This window comes from Nostoc cf. edaphicum LEGE 07299 (genome assembly GCF_015207245.1).
Lineage (GTDB): Bacteria > Cyanobacteriota > Cyanobacteriia > Cyanobacteriales > Nostocaceae > Nostoc > Nostoc edaphicum_B.
In genome coordinates this window covers 1-4833 of record NZ_JADEXF010000389.1, presented here as the reverse complement: position 1 = coordinate 4833, position 4833 = coordinate 1, and the positions used below count along the sequence as shown (strand labels likewise).

Genomic DNA, 4833 nt, shown 5'->3' with positions numbered 1-4833 from the left:
GGGTACACATCAACAATATCGCCCCGTCGGCTCCACTGTCCTTCCATTTCCACCAAAGGAACTCTTTCGTAGCCCAAAATAGTTATTTTCTCACTGAAGCTATTCAGGTCTAATTCCATCCCTTTTTTTAGGGTAAGACAGAATTGCCCAAAAACTTCTGGTGGTGGTAAATGAGGTTGCAACGCCCCTTGAGTAGCCACAATCGCTAAATTTGTCCTTTGTCCTACCCTGCGGGAAGCCGCAGAAGCGTCTATGTCATTTGTCCTTTGTCTTTGGTTTGTTTCTAAGGACAAATGACTAATGACTAATGACTCTTGACTGTTGACCAAATCTGCCAAAACCTGCATTTGCCCCCAACTCATTTCAGTTTCCGGGTCAAAAGGTTCGTAGGGAGAAGCCTCGGAGGTGGGGTAAAAATGTACTGTTTGCCATCCCATTGCCTCCAGTTGTGCGTAAACGCGTCCAGCTTCTTCCAGAGTGGCGCAAACCACAAACAAATCCTTACCCTGAGACTGCGCTAATGCCGAAGCCACTAGAGTCTTGGGCAGCCTGGGAATGCCATTTAACCGCAATTCTTGTTGTCGATTCAGCTTAGAAATAAATTCAGTGGTGAGCGGCGATCGGCCTAAGGCACGCACAATAGAAGAAAATGACATAAGTACTACTAGCGATGGGAGTCTTTGTGGGTGAGCAAATCTTGAGGCAGTTTATGTCAACTATTTTAAAAGTGTTAACAGCTTTCTTATTCTTGCGGTGGAAGAATAATGCACAGTGACTAATAAACTTAAGAACTATAACTACTACTTTGTATATAGTCAAAGTATTTATCGAAGCACCTTTAATACTAGATACTAGGGATTGAGCTACGTTTGCTCTGATAAGCGGCAATTTTAAACATGTCCTCCATCACTTTTGAAATTTTAATCATTTTGGTGCTAATTATTGCCAATGGCGTGTTTTCTATGTCTGAGATGGCGATTGTCTCGGCACGGAAAGTAAGGTTACAACAGCTTGCCAATCAAGGGGATGCCAAGGCGATGGCAGCATTGAAATTAGCGGAGTCTCCAAATCATTTCCTGTCAACTGTTCAAGTGGGTATTTCCCTAATCGGTATCCTAACTGGTGCTTTTGGAGGAGCAACAATTGCCAACCGACTGGCAGTCTATGTGCGACTTGTACCCTTTTTAGCACCTTATAGTGAACCGATATCTTTTGGAATAGTGGTTTTGATCATTACCTATTTGTCATTGATTGTTGGCGAATTAGTACCAAAACGTCTGGCATTAAACAACCCAGAAAGAATTGCATCTAATGTAGCTATTCCAATGCGTGCTTTATCGGCGATCGCTTCGCCAATGGTATATCTATTAAGTGCTTCGACAGATTTAATCTTACGAGTGCTGGGAATTACAGCTTCTACTGAGCCGCAAGTTACCGAAGAAGAAATTAAAATCTTAATCGAGCAAGGCACAGAGGCGGGAACCTTTGAGGAAGCTGAACAGGATATGGTGGAGCGAGTCTTTCGTTTAGGCGATCGCCCTGTCAGTTATTTAATGACACCCCGTCCTGATATTGTTTGGCTAGACTTAGACGACTCTGCCGAAGAAAACCGCCAAAAAATGGTTGATAGTGCTTATTCTCGGTATCCAGTTTGTCAGGGGGGACTTGACAATGTGCTGGGTGTTATCCCTGTCACCGACTTATTAGCCAGGAGTTTCCGAGGGGAACCACTAGATTTAACGATCGGATTGCGACAACCTGTATTTGTGCCAGAAAGCACCCGTGGCTTGAAAGTTTTGGAATTGTTCAAGCAAACCATCACTCACATGGCGTTGGTAGTGGATGAATACGGTGTAATTCAAGGATTAGTCACTCTCAACGACATCATGAGTGAAATCGTGGGTGACGTTCCTTCAACGGATGGACAAGATCAACCACAAGCTGTACAACGCGAAGATGGTTCCTGGCTTTTGGATGGGATGTTGCCTGTAGAGGAGTTTTTGGAACTTTTTGGGATGGAAGAGTGGGAATCTGAAGAACGCGGCAGTTATCAAACATTAGGCGGTTTTGTGATTACCCATTTAGGTCGTATTCCTGCCGCAGCAGATCATTTTGAATGGCAAAGTATGCGCATTGAAGTGATGGATATGGATGGTAATCGCGTTGATAAGGTGCTAGTCGTACCGAAGGCAGTTAAATCAGCAGATACGAAAAAAGCTGATTAGGATTGGGCATAGTAGTTCCGAGTTCCGAGTTCCGAGTTCCGAGTTCTGAGTAAATATAACTGAGATTTCCCACTTAGCACTCAGGACTCAGCACTCAGCACTCCCAAAGGGCATTGATAATTATTGTTTACTATTTCCTATACGCCATAATAGCCAATGCCCTATCTATGCAATTTATCAAGTGCGAGATAGACGTTTGACCTCTTCACCCGCCAACAACTGATGAGCTTGTTTCAGGAGTTGAGGGATTTTATCGGCGTGGGGATTACGGGCAAGAGATTTCCCTAAGTCTAATTCCTCTAGCCGGTCGGCTTTGTTGCCGGGAAACCAGTGGCCGCCATTGCCAAGCAGGTTGTAGCGCATTTTAGCGTAGTCTACTAAATCGTAGGCGATCGCTAAATTTCGCAGCCACAAAATCACCCGAATATTTACTTCACCAGGGGTTTGGTCAAAGGTTGGTAGATTTGTTTCCCAAGATTTGACCCAATCTTCTCCCAAAGTAGCGATCGCTTCTTCTTCCAATCTTGCTAAAATTGGCGGCAAAATTTCTGATGTTTGATCTAATAATTCTAAAGTCTTCAGGTGTTCATCAAAATCTTGTGGTTTTGCTGCTCCCAAGCTCAGGGTATGTACCTCTTGATGACTCAAACAAAACAAATCATTAAACACCATTGGATTCAACGGGGCGCAAAGATTTACTAATTTTTGCGGAGGCTCATACAACAAACCTCCCTTATTAGATGGACTAATAATAAATACCCCCATATCGTGGCGTTTAGCTGCTTCGATTGCCGCCCAATTCCATTGATTAATGTAGTACCAGTGCAGGTTCACGTAATCAAATTGATTAGTATTAATTGTCTGCACGATTATATCTGTCGAGCCGTGTGTGGAAAAGCCAATAAATCTAACTTTTCCCTCTGCTCGCAACTGCTGCGCTACTTCCAAACAGCCACCGGGACGGATGCTTTCATCTAACGACTCAGGATGATTAATGCCGTGCAACCCTAAAAGGTCAACATAATCTAGCTGGAGATTTTTCAAGGATTGTTCAAATGTCTTCCGAAATTCTTTCGCATCTGCCTTTGGATTGATTTTTGTCTGAACAATCAACTTTTCGCGAGGAAACTTGGGCAATATTCTCCCCAATTGCATTTCAGAAGTGCCATAACCACGGGCAGTTTCAATATGATTAATCCCAACCTCGACTGCCTTTCTAATAGTCGCTTCCAGATTTGCCTGGTTATCAGCAGGAATTTCATGATTGGGAACATCCTCCCATTTGAACTGATATCTCATGCCACCGCAGGAAAACACTGGCATCTGTAATTCTGTGCGTCCAAATCTTCTATATAGCATCAGTAGATTGTGAATTGCTTACCAACTTAAGAATTACCTCTGTTCAATTTGTAACACTAAATAAGTGGGCAAGAACAAATCAAACTATGTTATGGCGGTTTTCAGTTGAGTAAGGTACAAGAATCCAGATTCCATCTCCTTTTTGCAAGTGGGAGGCGACTATGATGTACCTTATGTGATTAGTAAATATTGTATGCGAGCTAAAATTATTGGGCTTACGCACACTCTCCGATTATTGATGTCTTCTCTGCGAGACGCTACCCCTTGGCGTAAGCCGACGCAGCAAAAGGCAGTTCGATAAATTAAGCTTAATTAGCAACTTTTGCGTAAGTATTATTTGCGTAAGTATTGAATTAATTAAATTTGACCATAGATGGAGTTTTCATACAAGCAGAGAAAAACTAAAATTGGGCTTCAAAGCCTCCCCACCCGTGGGAGAGAAGTAAAAAGCAATGCCAAAAAAAGAGAAATTAAAACTTAATTTTCTAATATTATTAACTCAGGCGCTCATCTATAGAAAGCTCTAAATTTTTAGCGATTAACCGGATGCTAGGCTCTTGGAAAATACTAATGTGATCCCCAGGGATTTCATGTATCTCCAATTCTCCACCCGCCAACTTAGTCCAACCTAGTTCAGGCTCATCCTGAAAACGCCTATCACTAGCCATCAAAAGAGTTATTCGACCCAAGTAAGATTGCGGTATATACTTTGTTGCATATTCTTTTACAAGTTTAAAGTATGCCGCTCGGCTAACTAGATATTGGAGTTTTTTAATTCTAATAAATTTATTTTTCAGCGCGATGTTACCATATTTTTCTGACAACCGTTCTATGCCATATTTTAGAAGATAGGCAGGCCCAATTTTTAAAAGTTGATTCAAGTTGTATGATAGGCTCTTGAATACAGAAGCTTTTTTAATTGTACTTGGTACATAAGAATCAAACAAAGCTAGTAAAGCTATTTGCTGACCTTGTGATGACAATTGTTGAGCCATTTCAAATGCTATAACTCCTCCAAAAGAATGACCACCCAAAAGATAAGGACCTTCAGGTTGGAGAGTTCTTATTTCATTGATGTAGCACGATGCTAGTTCCTCTATTCCATTGAATCTAATTGGCATTCCCTGTCCATCCTGTGATATTAGGGCATAAACAGGTTGTTCTGAATCTAAATAAGGAACTAGAGACTGATATAAGCTAAAACCTTGACATAAAAATAAAGGTGGCTTAGAACCATTAGCTTTAATTG

Annotated in this window: 3 protein-coding genes and 1 pseudogene; 1 reads left to right on the top strand and 3 read right to left on the bottom strand. The window is 41.8% G+C overall.

Going from position 1 to position 4833, the window contains the following annotated elements; genetic code table 11:
• Nucleotides 1-656, bottom strand: a pseudogene (locus IQ229_RS13220) (transcription-repair coupling factor); the annotation flags it as partial.
• Between the two features lie 240 nt (nt 657-896).
• Between IQ229_RS13220 and IQ229_RS13215 the strand changes: the two are divergent.
• Entirely contained in the window at nt 897-2225 is a 1329-nt protein-coding gene (locus IQ229_RS13215) for a hemolysin family protein (RefSeq protein ID WP_194044348.1), read from the top strand.
• 177 nt (nt 2226-2402) lie between these two features.
• Here the strand turns inward: IQ229_RS13215 and IQ229_RS13210 are convergent, their stop codons facing one another.
• Nucleotides 2403-3584, bottom strand: a complete 1182-nt coding sequence (locus IQ229_RS13210; protein ID WP_194044347.1) for an aldo/keto reductase — start codon at nt 3582-3584, stop codon at nt 2403-2405.
• 494 nt (nt 3585-4078) lie between these two features.
• A partial coding sequence (locus IQ229_RS13205) for a thioesterase domain-containing protein (RefSeq protein WP_265582979.1) occupies nt 4079-4833 on the bottom strand: 755 nt, incomplete at its 5' end.